At 72.6% G+C, this 19,243-nt stretch carries 24 protein-coding genes; 16 read left to right on the top strand and 8 right to left on the bottom strand.

Going from position 1 to position 19,243, the window contains the following annotated elements:
* Positions 1-85: 85 nt before the first annotated feature.
* Positions 86-919, bottom strand: a complete 834-nt coding sequence (locus AB4880_RS08135; RefSeq protein ID WP_367918712.1) for an adenylate/guanylate cyclase domain-containing protein — start codon at positions 917-919, stop codon at positions 86-88.
* 62 nt (positions 920-981) lie between these two features.
* On the opposite strand from AB4880_RS08135, the gene AB4880_RS08130 reads away from it, so the two are divergent.
* The 9 genes from AB4880_RS08130 (at position 982) to AB4880_RS08090 (ending at position 8,386) form a co-directional block, all read left to right on the top strand.
* Positions 982-2,394 carry a MoxR family ATPase gene (locus AB4880_RS08130; RefSeq protein WP_367918711.1) on the top strand — a complete coding sequence of 471 codons (1,413 nt, stop codon included), beginning with the start codon at positions 982-984 and terminating at the stop codon, positions 2,392-2,394.
* On the top strand, positions 2,387-2,782 hold the full coding sequence (locus tag AB4880_RS08125; RefSeq protein ID WP_367918710.1) for an OsmC family peroxiredoxin: 396 nt from the start codon (positions 2,387-2,389) through the stop codon (positions 2,780-2,782). The genes AB4880_RS08130 and AB4880_RS08125 overlap by 8 nt, the downstream gene beginning before the upstream one ends.
* Positions 2,779-4,806 (top strand): vWA domain-containing protein, encoded by a 2,028-nt coding sequence (locus AB4880_RS08120; protein ID WP_367918709.1) that lies wholly within the window; start codon positions 2,779-2,781, stop codon positions 4,804-4,806. The genes AB4880_RS08125 and AB4880_RS08120 overlap by 4 nt, the downstream gene beginning before the upstream one ends.
* A 79-nt stretch (positions 4,807-4,885) precedes the next feature.
* Positions 4,886-5,236: a hypothetical protein gene (locus AB4880_RS08115; RefSeq protein ID WP_367918708.1), complete on the top strand. Its 351-nt coding sequence runs from the start codon at positions 4,886-4,888 to the stop codon at positions 5,234-5,236.
* Positions 5,233-6,069 carry a hypothetical protein gene (locus AB4880_RS08110; protein ID WP_367918707.1) on the top strand — a complete coding sequence of 279 codons (837 nt, stop codon included), beginning with the start codon at positions 5,233-5,235 and terminating at the stop codon, positions 6,067-6,069. The genes AB4880_RS08115 and AB4880_RS08110 overlap by 4 nt, the downstream gene beginning before the upstream one ends.
* Positions 6,066-6,866, top strand: coding sequence for an alpha/beta hydrolase (locus tag AB4880_RS08105; RefSeq protein ID WP_367918758.1), 801 nt, complete (start codon positions 6,066-6,068; stop codon positions 6,864-6,866). The genes AB4880_RS08110 and AB4880_RS08105 overlap by 4 nt, the downstream gene beginning before the upstream one ends.
* On the top strand, positions 6,863-7,303 hold the full coding sequence (locus AB4880_RS08100; RefSeq protein WP_367918706.1) for a hypothetical protein: 441 nt from the start codon (positions 6,863-6,865) through the stop codon (positions 7,301-7,303). Before AB4880_RS08105 ends, AB4880_RS08100 begins: the two co-directional genes overlap by 4 nt.
* A gap of 10 nt (positions 7,304-7,313) precedes the next feature.
* Complete coding sequence (locus AB4880_RS08095; protein WP_367918705.1) at positions 7,314-7,655, top strand: pyridoxamine 5'-phosphate oxidase; 342 nt, start codon at positions 7,314-7,316, stop codon at positions 7,653-7,655.
* On the top strand, positions 7,652-8,386 hold the full coding sequence (locus AB4880_RS08090; protein ID WP_367918704.1) for a VOC family protein: 735 nt from the start codon (positions 7,652-7,654) through the stop codon (positions 8,384-8,386). The genes AB4880_RS08095 and AB4880_RS08090 overlap by 4 nt, the downstream gene beginning before the upstream one ends.
* On the opposite strand, the gene AB4880_RS08085 is transcribed toward AB4880_RS08090, so the two are convergent.
* From AB4880_RS08085 to AB4880_RS08075, 3 genes are all read right to left on the bottom strand, one after another.
* Complete coding sequence (locus AB4880_RS08085) at positions 8,364-9,707, bottom strand: ABC1 kinase family protein (RefSeq protein WP_367918703.1); 1,344 nt, start codon at positions 9,705-9,707, stop codon at positions 8,364-8,366. The two genes, AB4880_RS08090 and AB4880_RS08085, sit on opposite strands and share 23 nt — an antisense overlap.
* 151 nt (positions 9,708-9,858) lie before the next feature.
* Positions 9,859-10,497: a peptide-methionine (S)-S-oxide reductase MsrA gene (gene msrA, locus AB4880_RS08080; protein WP_367918702.1), complete on the bottom strand. Its 639-nt coding sequence runs from the start codon at positions 10,495-10,497 to the stop codon at positions 9,859-9,861.
* 41 nt (positions 10,498-10,538) lie between these two features.
* Positions 10,539-11,501, bottom strand: coding sequence for a DUF5995 family protein (locus tag AB4880_RS08075; RefSeq protein WP_367918701.1), 963 nt, complete (start codon positions 11,499-11,501; stop codon positions 10,539-10,541).
* A 118-nt stretch (positions 11,502-11,619) separates the two neighbouring features.
* Between AB4880_RS08075 and AB4880_RS08070 the strand changes: the two genes are divergently transcribed.
* Genes AB4880_RS08070 through AB4880_RS08055 form a run of 4 tightly spaced genes read left to right on the top strand, consistent with a single transcriptional unit; the run spans position 11,620 to position 14,742 of the window.
* On the top strand, positions 11,620-11,835 hold the full coding sequence (locus AB4880_RS08070) for a ribbon-helix-helix protein, CopG family (protein ID WP_367918700.1): 216 nt from the start codon (positions 11,620-11,622) through the stop codon (positions 11,833-11,835).
* Complete coding sequence (locus tag AB4880_RS08065; protein WP_367918699.1) at positions 11,835-12,203, top strand: type II toxin-antitoxin system death-on-curing family toxin; 369 nt, start codon at positions 11,835-11,837, stop codon at positions 12,201-12,203. The genes AB4880_RS08070 and AB4880_RS08065 overlap by 1 nt, the downstream gene beginning before the upstream one ends.
* A 13-nt stretch (positions 12,204-12,216) precedes the next feature.
* Positions 12,217-13,389 carry a cystathionine gamma-synthase gene (locus AB4880_RS08060; protein WP_367918698.1) on the top strand — a complete coding sequence of 391 codons (1,173 nt, stop codon included), beginning with the start codon at positions 12,217-12,219 and terminating at the stop codon, positions 13,387-13,389.
* 9 nt (positions 13,390-13,398) lie between these two features.
* The gene (locus AB4880_RS08055) at positions 13,399-14,742 is read left to right on the top strand and encodes an AI-2E family transporter (RefSeq protein WP_367918697.1); all 1,344 of its coding nucleotides are present in this window, start codon (positions 13,399-13,401) and stop codon (positions 14,740-14,742) included.
* Positions 14,743-14,769: 27 nt separating this feature from the next.
* Here AB4880_RS08055 and greA read toward each other — a convergent pair whose 3' ends face one another.
* The gene (greA, locus tag AB4880_RS08050; protein WP_367918696.1) at positions 14,770-15,279 is read right to left on the bottom strand and encodes a transcription elongation factor GreA; all 510 of its coding nucleotides are present in this window, start codon (positions 15,277-15,279) and stop codon (positions 14,770-14,772) included.
* A gap of 56 nt (positions 15,280-15,335) precedes the next feature.
* Positions 15,336-15,743, bottom strand: a complete 408-nt coding sequence (locus AB4880_RS08045; RefSeq protein ID WP_367918695.1) for a DUF4307 domain-containing protein — start codon at positions 15,741-15,743, stop codon at positions 15,336-15,338.
* Between the two features lie 32 nt (positions 15,744-15,775).
* Between AB4880_RS08045 and mca the strand changes: the two genes are divergently transcribed.
* The 3 genes from mca to AB4880_RS08030 are packed head-to-tail and all read left to right on the top strand — an operon-like array spanning position 15,776 to position 17,608.
* Complete coding sequence (mca, locus tag AB4880_RS08040; RefSeq protein WP_379229013.1) at positions 15,776-16,684, top strand: mycothiol conjugate amidase Mca; 909 nt, start codon at positions 15,776-15,778, stop codon at positions 16,682-16,684.
* 25 nt (positions 16,685-16,709) lie between these two features.
* A complete protein-coding gene (locus AB4880_RS08035; protein WP_367918693.1) occupies positions 16,710-16,961 on the top strand; it encodes a hypothetical protein in 252 nt (83 codons plus the stop codon).
* Positions 16,961-17,608: a LysE family translocator gene (locus AB4880_RS08030; protein ID WP_367918692.1), complete on the top strand. Its 648-nt coding sequence runs from the start codon at positions 16,961-16,963 to the stop codon at positions 17,606-17,608. Before AB4880_RS08035 ends, AB4880_RS08030 begins: the two co-directional genes overlap by 1 nt.
* Here the strand turns inward: AB4880_RS08030 and AB4880_RS08025 are convergent.
* Complete coding sequence (locus tag AB4880_RS08025) at positions 17,593-18,186, bottom strand: TetR/AcrR family transcriptional regulator (RefSeq protein WP_367918691.1); 594 nt, start codon at positions 18,184-18,186, stop codon at positions 17,593-17,595. The two genes, AB4880_RS08030 and AB4880_RS08025, sit on opposite strands and share 16 nt — an antisense overlap.
* A gap of 34 nt (positions 18,187-18,220) precedes the next feature.
* Positions 18,221-19,177 carry a GGDEF domain-containing protein gene (locus AB4880_RS08020; RefSeq protein WP_367918690.1) on the bottom strand — a complete coding sequence of 319 codons (957 nt, stop codon included), beginning with the start codon at positions 19,175-19,177 and terminating at the stop codon, positions 18,221-18,223.
* Positions 19,178-19,243: the final 66 nt, after the last annotated feature.

The following is a 19,243-nucleotide window of genomic DNA, read 5'->3' as shown; positions in this document are numbered from 1 at the left end:
CGTGCAACTACCACGGTGCTGTGACGTGTCATGACCCTGTGGTGGATGCACGGACACCGAGTTACAAGAGCGCCACGGCCACGCCTCAGCCCGGCGGGAGGATCTCCCACACCACGTGCTCGCCCGTGAGCCCCTTCAGCTCGACCGCGTCGCGCTCCACGAGGACGACGGCCGCGTCGTCGTCCAACGCCTCCCGCACGGCGTCGCTGCCGAGGATCTCGCCGCCGTGCGCGACGCTCGCGACCCGGGCCGCCATCGCGACATTGCGCCCGAAGTAGTCGCCGTCGCGGGCCACGACCTGGCCGGTGTGGATGCCGATCCGGACGTGGACCGGGCCGTGGCGCCGCAGCGTGACGTCGCGGGGGAGGTCGCGCTGAATGCCGAGGGCGGCGCGGCAGGCGGCCTCGGTGTCGCGGAAGGCGACCATGAAGCCGTCGCCGGCGGTCTTGACGACCTGGCCGCGGTACTGCTCGATGCGGGTGCGCAGCACCCGGTCGTGCGCCGCGAGCACCTTGACCCAGGTCGCGTCGCCGAGCCGGTCGTTGAGGGGCGTCGAGTCCTCGATGTCGGAGAAGAAGAGGGTGACGGTGCCGTCGGAGGCCGCCATGTTGAGGATGTCGGCGCGCTCGTCGTCGCTGGCCCAGGTCTGCAGGTCCTCGACCGTCGACTGGATCAGGCCGGCGATGCCGTGCGAGCGGACCTTCGAGGCGGTCCGGATCACCCGTCGTACGGCGCGCTCGGCCGAGTTGGTCGGCGGCGGCGGGCGCAGCGCCGCGTCGAGGTCGGCCTCGAGCTGCGCGACATGCGCCTGGGTGTCGGCGAGCCGGCGCTGCAGCGCGGCCCGGTCGCGCGCGAACGCGGCCACCAGGCCGAGCAGCGCGATCACCAGCACGCAGAGGATCCCCACGACGATCGCCACGCTCGAAGACTAGTGACCAGGAAGGCCCGGCGCCCGCTTGCGGGTCGCAGTAGCGTGAGACGGTGACCACTCCGGCCCCCACCATCTCCACGGTCGGCGAGCTTCGTGCCACCGGCCATGTTCACAAGCACCTCCGCGCCGAGCTCCGCGACAACCTCCTCGACCTGTTGGCCCGCGGCGAGGACCCCTGGCCCGGCCTGCACGGCTTCGCGGACACGGTGATCCCGCAGCTCGAGCGGGCCATCATCGCCGGCCACGACGTCGTCCTGCTGGGCGAGCGCGGCCAGGGCAAGACCCGTCTGCTCCGCACCCTCGCCGGGCTGCTCGACGAGTGGTCGCCGGTCATCTCCGGCTCCGAGCTGGGCGAGCACCCCTACGACCCGATCACGGTCACCTCCAAGGCGGCCGCGGCGGCCCACGGCGACGACCTGCGGATCTCGTGGCGCCACCGCAGCGAGCGGTACGCCGAGAAGCTGGCGACGCCCGACACGAGCGTCGCCGACCTGATCGGCGACGTCGACCCGATGAAGGTCGCCGAGGGACGCTCGCTGGGCGACCCGGAGACCATCCACTTCGGCCTGATCCCGCGCTCCCACCGGGGCATCGTGGCGATCAACGAGCTGCCCGACCTCGCGGAGCGGATCCAGGTGGCGATGCTCAACGTGATGGAGGAGCGCGACATCCAGATCCGCGGCTACGTGCTGCGCCTGCCGCTCGACGTCTTCGTCGTCGCCTCCGCCAACCCCGAGGACTACACCAACCGCGGCCGGATCATCACGCCGCTCAAGGACCGCTTCGGCGCCGAGGTCCGCACCCACTACCCACGCGAGCTCGACGCCGAGATCGCGGTGGTCCGGCAGGAGGCCGACCTGCTCCCCGAGCGGGTCGACGTCCCCGACTTCCTCATCGAGATCCTGGCCCGGTTCACCCGCAACCTGCGCGAGTCGAGCGCGGTCGACCAGCGCTCCGGCGTCTCGGCGCGCTTCGCGATCGCGGGCGCCGAGACCATCGCCGCGGCCGCGCTGCGCCGGGCGACCATCCAGCGCGAGGACCGCGCGGTCGCCCGGGTCGTCGACCTGGAGACCGCGGTCGAGGTGCTCGGCGGCAAGATCGAGTTCGAGTCCGGCGAGGAGGGGCGCGAGGACGAGATCCTCACCCATCTGCTCCGCACCGCGACCGCCGAGACCGTCCGCGAGCGCTTCCGCGGCCTCGACCTGGCGCTCCTCGTCGGCGCGATCGAGGACGGCGCCACGGTCGTCACCGGCGGCCAGGTGACCGCACGCGACGTCCTCACCGGCCTTCCGGTGCTGGGTGAGTCCGACCTCTACGACCAGGTCTGCGAGCGGGTCAACGGCCCCGGTGGCGGCCGCACCGACGGCGAGCGCGCCGCCGCGATCGAGCTGGCGCTGGAGGGCCTCTTCCTGGCCCGCCGGATCGGCAAGGACTCCGACGGATCCGAGACCGTCTATGGCTGACCTCTCTCCCTTCGGCGTGCGCGCCGGCGCCGGCACCCTCCGCGAGGGCGAGGGTGTCGTGCTGCCGCACGTCTGGACGGAGGAGGGGGTGCTCGCCGCACCCGCCACCAACGGCGCGCAGGTGCTGCATCTCGCGGTCGCGCTGTGCGTGCTCAACGACGTCTACCGCGAGGCACGGCGGCTCGCCGTACCCGTCGAGGGGGTGGCGGTCACCGCCGACGGCGCCTTCGACGACCTCTGGGTCTCCAAGGGCATCGGCTACGACGTCGAGATCGACTCCTCGGCCGACCCGGCGCGGATCGGGCTGCTGCTGGAGGTCGTCGACGAGGTCGCCGAGATCCCGCGAGCGCTGCGGGCCGGCGCCGACGTACGCAGGAGGGAACCATGAGCCGCTACCGCAGGTACGACGGCGGCGACCCGCTCGCCCCGCCGGTCGACATCGCCGAGGCGCTCGACGCCATCGGCGAGGAGGTGATGGCCGGCTACAGCCCCGAGCGCGCGCTGCAGGAGTTCCTGCGCCGCGGCGGCTCCGACCAGACCGGCCTCGACGACCTGGCCCGCCGGGTCGCCGAGCGGCGCCGCGAACTGCTCCAGCGGCACAACCTCGACGGCACGCTCAACGAGGTCCGCGAGCTGCTCGACAAGGCGGTGCTCGAGGAGCGCAAGCAGCTCGCCCGCGACGCGATGATGGACGACGGCGACCGCGCCTTCCGCGAGATGCGGCTCGAGAGCCTGCCCGACTCGCCGGCCGCCGCGGTCACCGAGCTGAGCGACTACGACTGGCAGTCGCGCGAGGCGCGCGAGGCCTTCGAGCAGATCAAGGACCTGCTCGGCCGCGAGCTGCTCGACCAGCGCTTCGCCGGCATGAAGCAGGCGCTCGAGAACGCCAGCGACGCCGACCGGCAGGCGATCGACGAGATGCTGTCCGACCTCAACGACCTGCTCGAGAAGCACGCGCGCGGTGAGGACGGGCCCGACGACTTCGCCGAGTTCATGGCCAAGCACGGGCAGCACTTCCCGGAGAACCCGCAGAACATCGACGAGCTCCTCGACGCGCTCGCCCAGCGCTCCGCAGCGGCGCAGCGGATGCTCAACTCGATGTCCGCCGAGCAGCGGGCCGAGCTGATGCAGCTGTCGGCGCAGGCGTTCGGCTCGCCGGCGCTGATGCAGCAGCTCGACCGGCTCGACGCGAACCTGATGTCGCTGCGTCCGGGCGAGGACTGGGGCGGCTCGGAGCAGTTCGGTGGCGGCGAGGGGCTCGGCCTCGGCGACGGCACCGGCGTCCTGCAGGACCTCGCCGACCTCGACGCGCTCGCCGACCAGCTCGCCCAGTCGGGCAACGGAGGCGGCGCCCGCCTCGGCTCCGCTGACTTCTCCTGGGTCGACCTCGACAAGCTCGCCCGCCAGCTCGGCAACGAGGCCGCGGTCGACGCCCGCAAGCTGCAGGAGCTCGAGCGGGCGCTGCGCGAGTCGGGCGCGCTCGAGCGCGGCTTCGACGGCGAGCTGCGGCTCACGCCCAAGGCGATGCGCCAGCTCGGCAAGGCGCTGCTGCGCGATGTCGCGCAACGGCTGTCCGGCCGCCAGGGCCAGCGCGACCTGCGCCAGGCGGGTGCCGCCGGCGACCTGTCCGGCGCCACCCGGCCGTGGGAGTTCGGCGACACCGAGCCCTGGGACCTGCCGCGCACCCTGCTCAACGGCGTCCTGCGCCGCGCCGGCGACCACGGCGGCCCGATGCTCGCCATCGACGACGTCGAGATCGCCGAGACCGAGGCGCGCACCCAGGCCGCCGTCGCGCTCTGCGTCGACACCAGCTTCTCGATGGCGATGGACGGCCGCTGGGTGCCGATGAAGCAGACCGCGCTGGCCCTGCACACGCTGATCGGCACCCGCTTCCGCGGCGACGACCTCGAGCTGATCGGCTTCGGCCGGCACGCGCAGACCATGCGGATCGAGGAGCTCACCGCGCTCGACGCCCGCTGGGCGAAGGGCACCAACCTCCACCACGCGCTGCTGCTCGCCAACCGTCACTTCCGCAAGCACCCCAACGCCCAGCCGGTGCTGCTGATCGTCACCGACGGTGAGCCGACGTCGCACCTGGAGTCGAGCGGCGACGTCTTCTTCTCCTACCCGCCGCACCCGATGACGATCGCGCTCGCGGTCCGCGAGCTCGACAACGCGCGGCGGCTCGGCGCGCAGACGACCTTCTTCCGGCTCGGCGACGACCCGGGGCTGGCGCGCTTCATCGAGTCGATGGCGCGGCGCGTCGAGGGCACCGTCATCGCGCCCGAGTCCGACGACCTCGGGGCGGCCGTCGTGGGCTCCTACCTGGGCTCGCGACAGGGGAGTCGCGGCTCGGGCGGACCGGGCTCCTACGGCGACTGGTTCGGTTCGCGCGGCTTCTGGGTGGGCTGATCACGCTCAGATCCGGGCTGCCTGTGGACAACCGAAATCGTTTGTTTCCGGGCGGTGGCCGTCGGGCAGCCGGTGGTGCATGGAACCCACGCCGGACCCCTTCGCCGTCATCGAGCTCGACGTCCCCTACGCCGTCCTGCGCGAGGCCCGCGACCGCTGGGCTGCCGCGGCCGACGAGCTCGACCGCTGCTGGCGGCGGCTGGCCCGCGCGTCGACGTCCGGCCTCTCGGCGGCGGTGACGCGGGCGGTCGAGGAGTTCCGCGATCCGTGTGCCGACGAGCTCAAGGCCCTCGGTGGACAGGCACAGGACCACGCCGACGCCTTCGTGCTCTACGGCGGGCAGGTCGTGCTCGCCGACCGCGAGCAGGCCGAGCGGCTGCGCGCGCTGCTGCCGTGGGCGGAGCACGCGGCGCAGGTGGTGCGCCGATGAGTCAGGTCGTCGCGCCGCCGCCGATGGACTCGACGCCACTGGGCGCGCAGACCCTCGGCGTCGACCTGCGTGGGGTGACGGTGTCGGTGAAGGACGTGCAGGCGTGGGCGGCGTCGATCGCGGCACCGGGGTGGGCGGACGCGTCCGGGTGGGCGGGGGCGGCGGCCGAGGCGCATGCGCACGCGGCGACCTGCTTCGCCCGGCGTCTCGACGTCCTCGAGGCGGTGCTCGACCGGGTGGTCACCGCGGCCGACCGGTTCGAGGACCGGCTGGTCCGGCTGCGGCAGTGGCGGCTCGACCTGGTCGCGGCGTGCGCCACCGTCGACGACGCCGGCCGCGCCGAGCTGCGCCGCCGTATCGCGGCCTGGACTCGGGCCTATGCCGCGGCCGAGGCCGAGATCGTCACCGCGCTGTGCGGCGTCCCGGTCGACGTCGACCGCCCCGACACCGCGCGCCTCACGGGCGAGCTGCGCGGCCTGCTCCACGCGCCGGTGGCGCTGGCCGCCTGGTGGCGGCGGCTCTCGCGTCGCGAGCAGGAGGCGCTCACCACCGAGCACCCCGAGCTGGTCGGCAACGCCGACGGGATCCCCGTCACCGACCGCGACGAGGCCAACCGGGCGCGGTTGGCGCACGACGGCGGGCGCCTGGCCAATGCGGACGACGTGCAGGAGGCGCTCGACGACTACGCCCCGCTCATCGACCCCGCGACCGGCCGGGCGCTGACCGAGCTGATCGGCTACCAGCCGACCCTGCACTCCGGCGACGGCGGCGTGGCGATCTCGTTCGGCGACCCCGACATCGCCGACCAGGTCTCTGCCATGTCCCGGGCCTGACCTCCGACACCTCCAGTACGTCGGCCAACCTGGCCAAGACCTACGACCTCCACCTCGCCGCCCTCGACGACGGCCGCGGGAGCGTCGCGTCGATCTACTGGCTCGACTACGACGCCCCCAGCGGCAACCCGATCGACCCGCTCGACCCGCTCGGGCAGGCCGACTTCGACGGCGTCGCGCTGCCGGCCAAGGCGCGCGACGGCGGCGCCCGCTTCGCCGACTTCGTCGACGGACTGCGCGCCTCCGACCAGGGCGATCGGGCGCACCTGACCGTGATCGGGCACAGCTACGGATCCACCACGCTCGGCTACGCCCTCCTCGACGGCGCGCCCGTCGACGACGCCGTCCTGCTCGGCAGTCCGGGGGTTCCGGCCGCGACTGCGCGCCAGCTGACCGACGCCGACGTCTGGGTCGGCGCCCGCGACGACGACCCGGTCACGCTGCTCGGCACGGGCGACCGGGGCGGCGTCGGCCTGCTCGGGCACGACCCCGCCGACGACGCCTTCGGCGCCCGCCGGTTCGCGGCGGGCGGGGGCGAGCTGCGGGTCGAGCGGCTGCTGGCGCACCACACGTCGTACTTCGAGGGGGAGTCGCTGGCCAACCTCGCCCACGTCGTCTCCGGCGCCGACGACGAGGTCAGCTCGCAGGCCCGCCGCGGCGCGCCCGGCGGCGGACATCTGACGCTGCCCGAGCTGGTCGGGGCGTCCACGGCCGCGAGCGCGGCCCACGGGCTCGCGGCCGCCGGCGGATGGCTGCTCGAGCACAGCCGGTTCGCCCTGGGCGGGTGGGGGCGATGAGGTGGCTCCTCGTCCTCGCCCTGCTGCTCGCCGGCTGCGGCCCGTCCGACGGTGGGCGGTACGCCGTCGACGAGGCCGTGCGCGCGTCGGACGCCGCCGTCGCCGGGGTCCTCCACCGGCTCGCCATCGCCCTGCGCCTCGATGCGCCGACAGGCGCCCGGAGCTTCGCGATCTGTGGCGACGCGCTCGCTCCACGAGGTGTCGTCGTCCGGACCCTCCTCCGGTTCCCGGCGCCCTCCGGCATCCCGCCCGAACGCACGGCCGCCGTCCTGCGTGCCGACGGCTGGGCCGCCGGGCGCAAGGGGGTGCTGACGCTGCGCGTCGACGACGCCGGCGACGCCGTCCAGGTCAGCCTGGTCTCCGACTGCGTCGCGACCTCCCGCGAGGTCGCCCGGCGGTACGACGAGCGCCCGCCGGCCGAGGTCGGGTGGTCGTAGGCTGCCCGGTATGAGCATCCCGGTCGACATCGCGGACCTGCGCGCCACGCTCGCCGACTTCGACAGCGGCTACCTGCTCACCACCTCGTCGCCGGAGGTGAAGGTAGTGACGGTCGACCCGGTCGCGGGCGACGACGGCTCGCTGCGGGTCGCCGGTCCGGGGCGCGGCACGCTGCGCAACCTGGCCGAGAACCCCACGGTGACGCTGGTGTTCCCGCCGCGCGAACGGCACGGCTTCACGCTGCTGGTCGACGGCGCCGCGCGGGCCGACGGCGACGACGTGGTCGTCGTACCGGCCGCGGCGGTGCTGCACCGCCCGGCGGCACACGCCGACGGCCCGCGTCCGGGATGAGCCCGACCTGGGTGACCGCCTTCCTCGACAGCGCGGGGGCCCACCACCACGAGAGCGTCGGCTTCTGGCAGGAGGCGACCGGGTACGCGGTGTCCGCGCCGCGCGGCGACGACGGCGAGTTCGCGACCCTCGTCCCGCCGGACGGCGACGCCTTCCTGCGCGTGCAGCGGCTGCACCAGGGTCACGACCGGATCCACCTCGACCTGCACGTGACCGACCCGCGAGCGGCGGTGGCCGGGGTGCTGGCCGCGGGCGGCACGTTCGTCGTCGACCGCGGGCACGTCGTGATGGCGTCGCCGGGCGGCTTCGTGTTCTGCCTCGTGCCCGAGGCGGGGGAGTCCCGGGTGCCGGCGGCGCTGGACCACGGGCACGGCGGCCGGTCGCGGGTCTACCAGGTGGCGATCGACGTCCCGCGGGCGTCGTACGAGCGTGAGCTGGGTTTCTGGCACGCGATCACCGGCTGGGACCAGCGGAGCTCGTCGGTGACCGACGACTTCCGGTTCCTGGTGCCGCCGTCGGGGCAGCCGCTGCGGCTGCTGCTCCAACGGCTGGGCGCCGGCGACGACGGCGGCGTCCGGGCGCGCCTGGACTGGGCGACCAGCGACCGCGCGGCCGAGACCGAGCGGCACCTGGCGATCGGCGCGCACGTGCTCGCCGTCCTGCCGCACTGGACGGTGATGCGCGATCCGACCGGCCGGGTCTACTGCCTCACGGACGCTCGTCCGGAGTGAACCCCGGCAGGAACTCCTGCATGATCGCGCGGAAGGGCGCCTCGGCCTCGAGCTGGCTGAGGACGCCGACACCGCCGAGCCAGGTCCGGTGGATGAGGACGTACGACGGCGGCAGGTTGAGCTTGATGCTGACCGTGTAGGCGGGGTCGCGGGGGTTGTTGATCCGCTGGAACTGCTCGCGCATCCACTCCCGGCTGAACCGGAACCGCTCGACGAGGGTCGGGTCGACGAAGGGCGAGAGGTAGTCCATGAGCAGCTGCGGGTCGATCTGGATCCGGTCCTTGAGGAAGCCCTCGTCGCGCAGCCCCGCGATGAGCGCGTCGCCGTCGCCGGCCGCGCAGAGCGTGATCAGCCGGCCCATCGGCTCGGGCAGGCCGCGCTGGGGCAGGCGGGCGACGGCGCCGTAGTCGAGGACGCCGATCCGGCCCGGCGTGCCGTCGTCGTGGGGGATGACGCGGAAGTTGCCGGGGTGGGGGTCGGCGTGGAGCAGGCCGGTGCGGGCCGGCCCGGAGAACAGGAAGCGGGTGAAGATCTCGCCGTAGTGGTCGCGCTCCTCGGGCGTGCCGTCGGCGATGATCGAGGCGAGCGAGCCCGCGGAGTCGAGCCATTCGGTGACCAGGACGCGGGGGCCGACCGCGACGACGTCGGGGACGACGATGTGCGGGTCGTCGCGGAACGCCTGCGCGAACTCGCGCTGGGCGTCGGCCTCGAGGTCGTAGTCGAGCTCTTCGCGCGCCCGGGCCTGGACCTCCTCGACGAGCGGCTTCATGTCGACACCGGGGATCAGCGGTCCGATCGCGCGGGCCGCGCGGGCGAGGGTGCGCAGGTCGGACAGGAGCGCGTCGCCGGCGTTGGGGTACTGCACCTTCACCGCGACCCGGCGGCCGTCGTACCACTCTCCCTCGTGGACCTGCCCGATGCTGGCCGCCGCGGTCGGCGCCCCGTCGAGCCACACCAGCCGCTCGCGCCAGTCGGCGCCGAGGTCGGCGGCGAGGATGTCGCGGACCGTCTGCGTCGGCATCGGGGGAGCGGAGTCCTGCAGACGCGTGAGCTGCGCGCGGTAGGGCGCGGCCATCTCCTCCGGCAGCGCAGACTCGAGCACCGACAGCGCCTGCCCGAACTTCATCGCCCCGCCCTTGAGCTCCCCGAGCGTGCGGAACAGCTGCTCCGCCGTGCGCTGCTGGATCTCGGACATCACCGTCTCGGCGGGCGCCCCACCGAGCCGCCGCCCGAAGCCCACCGCGGTGCGGCCGGCGTACCCGAGCGGCAGCGCCGCGAGACGCGCCGTACGCGCCGCGGCCTTGCGGGGAAGGTCAGCCATGCCTCCATTGTCGGGGTCGGGGCAACTGCGTGCGTCCCCTTTCCCGGGTGTTCATCGGTGATCGCATCGGAGTCGTGTGCCTGAGAACCCGGATATCCGGGTTCTCAGGCACACGACTCGGCTTCGGGGCGCCGCTGTCGGGCCTGAGCGATCAGGCAGGGAACGGGATCCCCGTGTTCGCGTGGCACCGGTAGCCGTTCGGCACCTTGTGCAGATACTGCTGGTGGTGCGGCTCCGCGTAGAAGTACGCGCCCGCCGGCTCGATCTCGGTGGTGATCTCGCCGTAGCCGCGGCGCGCGATCTCGTCGCCGTAGACCTTGGTCAGCTCGCGCGCGGTCTGCTCCTGCTCGGGCGTCGTGAAGTAGATCGCCGAGCGGTACTGGGTGCCGATGTCGTTGCCCTGGCGCATGCCCTGGGTGGGGTCGTGGACCTCGAAGAACTGCTTGACCAGGTCGGCGTAGGAGACCTGGTCGGGGTCGAAGACGATGCGGACGGCCTCGGTGTGACCGGTGCGACCGCTGCAGACCTCCTCGTATGTCGGGTGGGGTGTCACGCCACCGGCGTAGCCGACCGACGTCGACCACACGCCCGGGATCTGCCAGTAGATCTCCTCGGCGCCCCAGAAGCACCCCAGCCCGAAGACCGCGACCTCGAGCCCGTCGGGGACCTCGTCGGTGACGAGCGGGGTGTGCAGGACCTCGTGCAGCGTCGGGAGGGGGTACGCCGGGGTGGCGCGGCCGGGCAGCGCCTGAGCAGGGTCGATCATCTCGGTCTTGCGGCGGGAGAACATGCCTCCATTGTCGTCGGGCACGCAAGGCCCCGGCGGGCGGCTCAGCCGGTGATGCCGTGCGCGGCGCACCAGGCGTCGCGGCTGGCCGGACGGGCGACGAACACGGAGCGGATCAGCTGGGCCTGGAGGGCGGCGTAGGTGTCGATCTCACGCTCGACGGCACGGCGGGTGGCCGGCGTGCGCGCGAGGACCAGGGCCTCCGCGTTGCGCCACACCATCTCCCGCCAGCCGCGCATGATCACGCCCGCGACGGCCTCGTCGGCGCTGCCCGCGTCGATGTCGTCGAAGGTCGGGTCGAAGCGGGCGGCCTCCTCGGCGAACACCGGCATGTAGAGGCTGTCGAGGCGGTTGTTGTAGCGGTTGTGGTCGGCCTTGTGGCTGCCGTCCGGGCCACTCAGGCCCACGGTCGCGAGGACGTGCGGGAAGTCGCGGTTGATGTGCGCGTTCATGGCCAGCAGGAAGTTGCCGAGTCCGCTCATCGCCCGGTCGTCCTCGGCCTGCAGAGCGATCCGCCAGGCGGTGGGGATGTTGGTGCGATCGCCGGCCTCCCAGCGGCTGGTGGTGTCGAAGTACAGCCCGGCGAAGACGGCGTCGACGCGGTTGAGCCAGGCGTGGTCGGCGAAGACGCCACTGCGTACGGCGTCCCGGACGTTCTCGGTCACCCGCAGGTAGGCCAGCGAGAAGATCGCGCTGTGGCTGCAGCTCGAGGCCAGCCGGTCGAGCCGCACCTTCATCCGGTCGATGACGTCGTCGATGCACGCGTCGGCGCCGCTGGCGCACACGTCTCCCAGGTACGGCGTCGCCGGAACCGGGATCGCCGGCAGCATCCCGACCAGCCCGTCCAGCGGCGGCAGCAGGATGCTGCGCAGCGGGTCGGGGTCACCGGGCGCAGGCGCTGGCGCGGGTGTCGGTGCCGGCACGGGCGCGGCGGTGGCGGGCGCGGTGAGGCCGAGGGCCAGCAGAGGCGCGAGGACGAGAGTGAGCAGCCGAGGCTGAAGAGTCACGTCCTGGAAACGAGTGAATGCTCGCTTTGGTTACGCGGCAAGGTTGCCGCAAGCCGGTCGACGGGGGCGGGGGAGGCGCTCAAGATGGCGGTATCACTTTGATGCCAAGGGGGATACGATGACGGTTATGGCCTTCACGCTGCGCACCGACGCCGAGCTCGACGCCGCGCTGGCGGAGCTCGCCGAGGCGCAGCACCTGTCGAAGCAGGAGGTCGTGCGCAAGGCGGTGCTCGAGATGCACCAACGCGCGCAGCACAAGCAGCGGGTCGCCGGAGCGTCGGCCGCTGCACGTGAGCGGTGGGGCGACGTTCTCGACCGACTCGGCTCGGTCTGATGGTCGAGTTCCTCGACCTGGAGGACCTGTTGGCGCTGACCGACGACCTCCGGGCAGGTCCGGTGCGCGACGCCGGACTGCTCGAGGCGTCGGTCGCCCGGCCGCGGACGACGTTGTTCGGGGACGACGCCTATCCGGGGCTGGTGCTCAAGGCCGCCGCGCTGCTCCACTCGATCTGCCGCAACCACGCGCTCGTCGACGGCAACAAGCGCCTGGCGTGGCTCGCGACTGACGTCTTCCTGCGGATCAACGACGTCGTGGTCGAGTTGCCGGACGACCAGGCCTTCGATCTCGTGATGGGCGTGGCCGACGGCACGCTCGACGTACCCGACATCGCCGACGTGCTGGGGCGTGCCGCCGCGCCCTGAGTAGGCTCGAACGGTGAGCGACCACAGTCACCTCGACCACGCAGGCTTCGAGACCCGGGCCATCCACGCCGGCTACACGCCTGACCCCACCACGGGCGCGGTGATCCCGCCCATCTACGCGACCTCCACCTACGCCCAGGACGGCGTGGGCGGGCTGCGCAACGGCTATGAGTACAGCCGTTCCGCCAACCCGACCCGCACCGCGCTCGAGGACACCCTCGCCGCGCTCGAGGGCGGGGCGCACGGGTATGCGTTCGCGTCGGGGCTGGCGGCGGAGGACACGTTGATCCGGGCGCTGTGCAAGCCGGGCGACCACGTGGTGCTTCCCAATGACGCCTACGGCGGCACCTTCCGGCTCTTCGACAAGGTCGCGACCGCGTGGGGCGTGCAGCACAGCCCGGCGCCGGTGACCGACGTCGACGCGGTGAAGGCGGCCATCCGTCCGGGCGAGACCCGCCTGGTGTGGGTCGAGACGCCGACCAACCCGCTGCTGTCGATCGGCGACATCGAGGCGCTGGCCGCGGTGGCCCACGACGCGGGGGCGCTGCTCGTCGTCGACAACACCTTCGCGTCGTCGTACCTCCAGCAGCCGCTCGCGCTCGGCGCCGACGTCATCGTCCACTCGACCACCAAGTACGCCGGCGGTCACTCCGACGTCGTCGGCGGCGCGCTCGTGGTCGACGACGACGCGCTCGCGCAGCGGATCGGCTTCCACCAGAACTCCATCGGCGGCGTGGCCGGCCCGTTCGACTCCTGGCTGGTGCTGCGCGGCCTCAAGACGCTCGCGCTGCGCATGGAGCGGCACAGCGACAACGCCGAGAAGGTCGCCGACTTCCTCAGCACGCACCCGGCGGTCAGCCAGGTCATCTATCCCGGGCTCGCCGACCACCCCGGCCACGCGATCGCGTCGCGCCAGATGAAGCGGTACGGCGGCATGGTCTCCTTCCGCGTCAAGGGCGGCGAGGAGCAGGCGCTGGCCATCTGCGCGGCGACGAAGGTCTTCACGCTGGGGGAGTCCCTGGGCGGCGTCGAGTCGCTCATCGAGCACCCGGGCCGGATGACCCACGCGAGCGTCGCGGGCACCGACCTCGAGGTCCCGGCCGACCTGGTCCGGCTCAGCGTCGGCATCGAGACCTCCGACGACCAGCTCGCCGACCTCGACCGCGCACTGTCCACCACCGTCTAGCCTGACCTCGTGACGAGCGACGGACCCACCGAGCCCGATCCCCACGACGAGCTGCGCCCCGCGCCCGGCGCGGACGAGTCGGACGACGCGCCGCTCGGTCCGTCGCCGAGCGACGGCGCCGAGCGCGCCCAGCGCGAACGCGACGAGCGGCTGTTCCGCCGCTTCGCCCACCAGTGGGCGCTGGCGCGGGAGGAGCGCGAGGAACGCCGCCACGAGGCGCCGTCCTTCGCGACCGGTCCGTCCGACCTGCGCCGGGCCGAGGTCCCGCACGGGCTCGACCTGGCGGCCGGCTGGGCGTGGCGGGTGCTGCTCATCGCGGCCGCGGGCTACCTGATCGCGCGGGTGGTCGGCTACTTCGCGGTCGTCACCATCCCGGTCGCGGTGGCGCTGCTGATCAGCGCGCTGGCCGCGCCGTTCGTGGCTGCGGTCACCCGCATCGGGGTGCCGCGCGGGCTGTCGGCGCTGATCGTGGTGATCACCGGCTTCGCGGTGGTCGGCGCACTGCTGACCTTCGCCGGGCAGCAGGTCGCGGCCGGCGCGACCGACCTGGCCGACTCGACGGTCAAGGGCCTGCAGGAGATCCGGGACTGGCTCAAGGACGGTCCGCTCCACGCCAGTGACTCGCAGATCAACGACTACATCAAGAGCGCCCAGGACATGATCAGCAGCCGGTCCAAGGACGGCGCGGTCATCAGCCAGGTCACCGAGGTCGGCTCCGCGCTCGGCCACGTGGTCGCGGGCTTCTTCATCGCGGTCTTCTCGACGTACTTCTTCCTCGCCGACGGCGAGCGGATCTGGGCCTGGGTGGTCCGGCTCGCGCCGCGCAACGCCCGCGAGCGGATCGACAGCTCCGGCCGGGTCGCGTGGGTCTCGCTGGTCCAGTTCGTCCGCGCCACCGTCGTGGTCGCCCTCGTCGACGCCACCGGCATCGCCATCGGCGCGGCGATCCTCAAGGTGCCCTTCGTCTTGGCCATCGGCGTCCTGGTGTTCCTCGGCGCCTTCGTGCCGATGGTCGGGGCCACCGTCGCCGGCAGCGTCGCGATCCTCGTCGCGCTCGTCGACCAGGGGCCGTTCACCGCGCTGCTCATGCTCGCCGTCGTGATCGGCGTGCAGCAGCTGGAGGGCCACGTCCTGCAGCCGTTCCTGCTCGGGCGCTGGGTCTCGCTGCACCCGCTCGGCGTGATCTTCGCGATCGCGGGCGGCGTGCTGGTGGCGGGCGTCGCCGGCGCGCTGGTCGCCGTCCCGCTCGCGGCCGCGGCCAACGCCGTCGTCCTGCACCTGGCCGAAATGGCAGGACCGCCCGCCCCCGAAGGGACGGGCGGTCCGGAGACCACGGAGGCTCAGGCCACGTAGCTCAGGCCACGTAGCTCACCACGTGGGTCAGGCCACGTAGGGCTTGGCGTCGAGGATGATCACCGTCTGCGTCTTGCCGTTGACCTCGTAGGTCACCGTCTCGCCCTTGCTCCGGCCGTTGATGGCCTGGCCGAGCGGCGACTGCGGCGAATAGACGGTCAGGCCCTCAGGGTCGATCTCGCGCGCGCCGAGGAGGAAGGACTCCGCCTCGTCGTCGTCATCGCCCTCGAACTTGTAGGTGACGACCATGCCGGGCTCGACGACGCCGTCGTCGGGCGGGGTCTCGCCGACCTCGGCACGACGCAGCATGTCCTTGAGCTGGAGGATGCGGGCCTCGTTCTTGCCCTGCTCCTCGCGGGCGGCGTGGTAGCCGCCGTTCTCCTTCAGGTCGCCCTCGTCGCGCGCAGCGCTGATCTCGGCGACGATCTCGGCACGCCGAGGACCTTCGAGGTGCTCCAGCTCCGCCTTCAGCTTGTCGAAGGCGTCCTGGGTCAGCCAGATGGTGTTCTGGCCGCCGCTCTGGTCGGTCTGCGTCATCGGTTGCTCCTGAAACTGCTCATTCGAATATCCCTGCGGATAGTGAAATCTCAACTCTACTGATACCGCGGCTGATCGGCGGCTTTGCAGCCGATCCACTCGACCGTGGTGGCCCGCCGCTCGGTCTTCACGGTGACCTCGTAGGTCCCGTTCTTCGGGTCGGGCGTGAAGGACTGCTCGCCGACGACGGCCTTGTCGTGGGAGATCGCGCGGGCGACGCAGGTCGCCTTCACCGGCCCGTCGCCGTACTGGATGTTGACCTTGATCGTCGCGGTGTGGTCGTCGACGACCTGGTGGCCGATCTCCTCGGAGGAGACCGGTGGGTTGGCGTGGAAGAGCATCGCCCACAGCAGCCAGGCCAGGAAGGCGGCCGCGACGGCGACCACCACCACGACCAGGACGGTACGGCGACCGCGGGACGGCGCGCCGTACCTCTGGGCCAGGGAATCGGGGGCTGAGCTCACCGGTTCATCGTCGCATGCAGGACTTTCCTACGATGGTGCGCATGCCCACCTCGCATGCGCCCGCCACCGACCGCTCCGGGCTGCGGTTGATGCACGTCCACGCCCACCCCGACGACGAGTCGAGCAAGGGCGCGGCCTCCACCGCGATGTACGCCGCCCAGGGCGCGCAGGTGCGTGTCGTCACGTGCACCGGCGGCGAGCGGGGGTCGATCCTCAACCCGAAGATGGACCGCCCCGAGATCCTCGCCAACATCACCGAGGTGCGCCGCCAGGAGATGGAGCGCGCGCGCGACATCCTCGGCATCACGCAGTCCTGGCTGGGCTTCGTCGACTCCGGGTGGCCCGACGGCGACCCCAAGCCACCGCTGCCCGAGGGCTGCTTCGGGCTGGTGCCGCTCGAGGAGGCGACCGAGCGCCTGGTGCGCGAGGTCCGGGCGTTCCGGCCCCACGTGATGACGACGTACGACGAGCGGGGCGGCTATCCGCACCCCGATCACATCCGCTGCCACGAGGTGAGCGTCGCGGCGTTCGCGGCGGCCGGCGACCCCGACCGCTTCCCCGACGCGGGGGAGCCGTGGCAGCCGCTGAAGCTCTACTACCACCACTCGTTCAACCGGCCGCGGATGCAGGCGCTGCACGACGCGATGCTCGAGCACGGCCTCGAGTCGCCGTGGGCGGAGCGGCTCAAGGAGTGGAAGCCGGAGCCCGAGTGGGACGACCGGATCACCACGCGCGTCCCGTGCGGCGACTACTTCGGCGTCCGCGACCAGGCGCTGCTGGCGCACGCGACCCAGATCGACCCCGACGGCTTCTGGTTCGCGATCCCGCGCGAGCTGCAGCAGGAGGTCTGGCCGACCGAGGACTTCGAGCTGGTCGAGAGCCACGTGCCGTCGTCGGTGCCCGAGGACGACCTGTTCGCCGGGGTCACCCCCGACGCCTGAGCACCCCGCCTGAGAGACTGAGGACATGCATCCGCTCGCCGTCACCGCCGTCCACGCGCTCCTGGCCGCCCAGGACAAGAAGCCCGAGGACAACGACGTCGTCGCGGGGTGGACCGGCTTCGCGGTCTTCATCCTGCTGATCCTCGCCGTCGCCGTCATCGGCTGGGCCCTGACCAAGAGCCTGCGCACCGCCTCGCGTGCCAAGGACGCCGGCGTCTACGGCGACGAGCCGGTCGACTCCGACTCCGGCGACACCGAGAAGCACCAGGCCGACTGATGATCGGTCTCGACCAGCTGCTCGGGTTCGGACTCGCTGCGCTGGTCGTGATCGTCATCCCCGGGCCCAGCGTCGTCTTCGTGGTCGGCCGCGCGGTGTCCTACGGGCAGCGGGTGGCGCTGACCAGCGTCCTCGGCAACACGCTCGGGCTGTTCCTCGTCATGGCGCTCGTCGGCCTCGGGCTGGGCGCGGTCGTGGCCGAGTCGGTCGTGGTGTTCACGGTCATCAAGCTGGCGGGCGCTGCCTACCTGGTCTGGCTCGGCGTCCAGGCGTTCCGCCACCGCGACGAGATGCGCTTCGGCGACGGCGAGCCGCGGGCGCCGCTGACCGGCTGGACTGCGCTGCGGCAGGGCTTCGTGGTGGGGGTGAGCAACCCGAAGGGCTTCATGATGTTCGGAGCACTGCTGCCGCCCTTCGTCGACCGGAGCGCGCACGCGGCGTCGGTGCCGGTGCAGATGCTCACCCTCGGCTGCGTCGCGATCACGATCGGCCTGCTGTGCGACTCGACGTGGGCGCTGGCGGCGGGGCGGGCGCGCGACTGGTTCGTCGCGTCCGAGCGGCGCGGCAGCGTGCTCGGCGCCATCGGCGGCACCTCGATGATCGGGCTGGGCATCGGGATGGCCCTCACCGGTCACGCCGAGAGATAGCCCCCGACCAGCGCGACGATCTCGTCGAGCAGCGCGTCGCGGTCGATCCCGGCGGGCTGGTCGAGCACCCAGCGGGTCGCGAGATTCTCGATCGCGAGGACGACGACCCAGGCAGTCGTGGCCGGCGACGGGCGGCGGGTGAGGTCCGGTCGCGCCATCAGGTACGTCGACGTGAGCTCGCGGACCCGCCGCTCGAGGGCGGCCCGACGATCGCGGCTGCGCTGGATCGGCAGCTCCTCGGAGACCACCCGGAGCAGCTCGCGGTCGGCCTCCAGGGCGACGACGAGCGCGTCGGCGGTCTCGCGGATCATCGCCGGGCCGAAGGACCCGATCCGGTCGGCGAGGGAGGCCGCGACGCGCTCGGCGACCTCCTCCCAGTAGCGGTCGATGACGATGTCGAGGATCGCGGTCTTGTCGGGGAAGTACTGGTAGAGCGAGCCGGGGCTGATGCCGGCGGTCGTCGCCACGCGGTTGGTGCTGAACGCGTCGTAGCCGCGCTCGACGAGAACGGCGCGGCCGGCGGCGATGATCCGCTCGACCATGACCCGGGACCGGGCCTGCTGGGGGGCCTTGCGCACGGGACGGACTCTAGGGCGTCCGGCGCCGGGGCACTCAGGCGGTGCGGCCGGTGAGCTGTCGGCGCTTGGCGTCGTACATCCGGGCGTCGGCCTCGAGCAGCGCCTCGGCGATCTGTCCCATGTCGGGGACGACCGCCGTGCCGATGCTCGCGCGGCGACCGGCGGCGCCGGACAGCCGGGCGTGCAGCTCGTCGGCGCCCAGGCCCGGGCAGAACACGGCGAACTCGTCGCCGCCGAGCCGCGCGACGACGTCGCTGTCGCGGACGCTGGTCGTGAGCGTGGTGGCCATCCGGCGGATCAGCGCGTCGCCGGCGCTGTGGCCCTCGGTGTCGTTGACGGCCTTGAGCCCGTCGAGGTCGACGAAGGCGACCGAGGACACCACGTCGTCGCCGGGCCAGCGGATGCGCGCCTGCTCGAAGAAGCCGCGGCGGTTCCACAGTCCGGTGAGCTCGTCGGTGGCGGCGAGGTGGTGGGTCGCCTCGCGCAGCGCGACCGCGGAGGCGAGCTGGCGGTGGACGGCGAGCTTGTCGAGCGCGACCGACGTGGCGTCGGCGAGCCCCTGGAGCAGGCGGACCTCGTCGTCGGTGGCGGTGTGGGGCTCGGCCCAGTAGGCGCCGATCGCGGCGATCGGGTCGAGCGTGCGCACCGGCATCATCACCATGCTGCGCACGAAGGTGGGTCGGTAGGCGTCCTGGGGGATGCGGTCGTCGACCTCGATGTCGGGGATGACCGTGTGGGTGCGGTGGGTCATCACCCAGCCGCTGACGCACGTCTCCATCGGGAACCGGCTGCCCTTCCACAGGGGAGCGATGGCGTCCTCGTCGGCGTAGAAGCACAGGTCGCCGTCGCGCAGCACGAAGGTGGCGCCGTCACAGGCGGCGAGCTCGCGGGCGGCCGTGCGGACGACCTCCTGGACGGCGAACAGGTCGGGTGCCATCGAGAGCTCCTGGACCGCGAGCAGCAGCCTCTCGAGCCCCGTGGTGTCGGTCATGCGCAGCTCCCTCCGTAGGCGAGCCCCAGCTCGCGCTCTCCCTGTCGGCACCCTATCGGGCGATAT

The sequence above is a fragment of the Nocardioides ginsengisoli genome, from assembly GCF_039537225.1.
Classification (GTDB): domain Bacteria; phylum Actinomycetota; class Actinomycetes; order Propionibacteriales; family Nocardioidaceae; genus Nocardioides; species Nocardioides ginsengisoli.
The sequence above is the reverse complement of the archived record's forward strand: the minus strand, read 5'-3'. Positions and strand labels throughout refer to the sequence as shown.

What these genes read in the sequence shown, in the direction of transcription:
- AB4880_RS08085 (WP_367918703.1), bottom strand. Translation starts at nt 9,707, where the DNA reads ATGGCTGACCTTCCCCGCAAGGCCGCGGCGCGTACGGCGCGTCTCGCG.
- AB4880_RS08020 (WP_367918690.1), bottom strand. Translation starts at nt 19,177, where the DNA reads ATGACCGACACCACGGGGCTCGAGAGGCTGCTGCTCGCGGTCCAGGAG.
- AB4880_RS08070 (WP_367918700.1), top strand. Translation starts at nt 11,620, where the DNA reads ATGACGGTTATGGCCTTCACGCTGCGCACCGACGCCGAGCTCGACGCC.
- AB4880_RS08120 (WP_367918709.1), top strand. Translation starts at nt 2,779, where the DNA reads ATGAGCCGCTACCGCAGGTACGACGGCGGCGACCCGCTCGCCCCGCCG.
- msrA (WP_367918702.1), bottom strand. Translation starts at nt 10,497, where the DNA reads ATGTTCTCCCGCCGCAAGACCGAGATGATCGACCCTGCTCAGGCGCTG.
- greA (WP_367918696.1), bottom strand. Translation starts at nt 15,279, where the DNA reads ATGACGCAGACCGACCAGAGCGGCGGCCAGAACACCATCTGGCTGACC.
- AB4880_RS08095 (WP_367918705.1), top strand. Translation starts at nt 7,314, where the DNA reads ATGAGCATCCCGGTCGACATCGCGGACCTGCGCGCCACGCTCGCCGAC.
- AB4880_RS08030 (WP_367918692.1), top strand. Translation starts at nt 16,961, where the DNA reads ATGATCGGTCTCGACCAGCTGCTCGGGTTCGGACTCGCTGCGCTGGTC.
- AB4880_RS08090 (WP_367918704.1), top strand. Translation starts at nt 7,652, where the DNA reads ATGAGCCCGACCTGGGTGACCGCCTTCCTCGACAGCGCGGGGGCCCAC.
- AB4880_RS08110 (WP_367918707.1), top strand. Translation starts at nt 5,233, where the DNA reads ATGAGTCAGGTCGTCGCGCCGCCGCCGATGGACTCGACGCCACTGGGC.
- AB4880_RS08125 (WP_367918710.1), top strand. Translation starts at nt 2,387, where the DNA reads ATGGCTGACCTCTCTCCCTTCGGCGTGCGCGCCGGCGCCGGCACCCTC.
- AB4880_RS08100 (WP_367918706.1), top strand. Translation starts at nt 6,863, where the DNA reads ATGAGGTGGCTCCTCGTCCTCGCCCTGCTGCTCGCCGGCTGCGGCCCG.
- mca (WP_379229013.1), top strand. Translation starts at nt 15,776, where the DNA reads ATGGTGCGCATGCCCACCTCGCATGCGCCCGCCACCGACCGCTCCGGG.
- AB4880_RS08065 (WP_367918699.1), top strand. Translation starts at nt 11,835, where the DNA reads ATGGTCGAGTTCCTCGACCTGGAGGACCTGTTGGCGCTGACCGACGAC.
- AB4880_RS08035 (WP_367918693.1), top strand. Translation starts at nt 16,710, where the DNA reads ATGCATCCGCTCGCCGTCACCGCCGTCCACGCGCTCCTGGCCGCCCAG.
- AB4880_RS08115 (WP_367918708.1), top strand. Translation starts at nt 4,886, where the DNA reads ATGGAACCCACGCCGGACCCCTTCGCCGTCATCGAGCTCGACGTCCCC.